The organism is Bacillus sp. YC2 (genome assembly GCF_019891195.1).
Lineage (GTDB): Bacteria > Bacillota > Bacilli > Bacillales > Bacillaceae > Bacillus.
Map to the genome: position 1 here is coordinate 1 of NZ_JAHXDO010000037.1, position 477 is coordinate 477.

Genomic DNA, 477 nt, shown 5'->3' on the forward strand with positions numbered 1-477 from the left:
GACAACATCAAAGCCTTTTTCCAAGACCACGCAGGCGTCGCGGACAGCTGGCTCGAACTGATCGACATGAAAATCGCATTTCTTACAAGCCTAGCGGGAAAAGTTGAAGACGCCGGACTATCCAGTTCGCATGTGGAAGAATCCTTTCTGGAGCACGAACTCACCCACGCCCTGAGTAAATCAAAGGCGATTATGGAAGAACAGAAAAAAGACATGCGCTCTATTTTGGGAGAAATCGAAGACATCATCTCGCTCGACCTCTTTTCCACCGAAAGCGTGGATCACAAGCTCCAATCAGCCGACAAAAAGAGAAACGAAACAATACATAAACTCGGCAAACTGGATCACGATTTAACCGCGGAATACGCAGAAACCGAAGCAAATGAACATTTCATCCAAGCAGATTTCCAGCAGCTCCAAAACGCAACAGACAAAGGAAAAAGCGCCACCCCGATCAACTACAACGCCAAGGCGTAC

At 47.6% G+C, this 477-nt stretch carries 1 protein-coding gene; it reads left to right on the forward strand.

Features of this window, described 5'->3' with window-relative positions; genetic code table 11:
• A partial coding sequence (locus KY305_RS19790; protein ID WP_262417896.1) for a T7SS effector LXG polymorphic toxin occupies positions 1 to 477 on the forward strand: 477 nt, incomplete at both ends.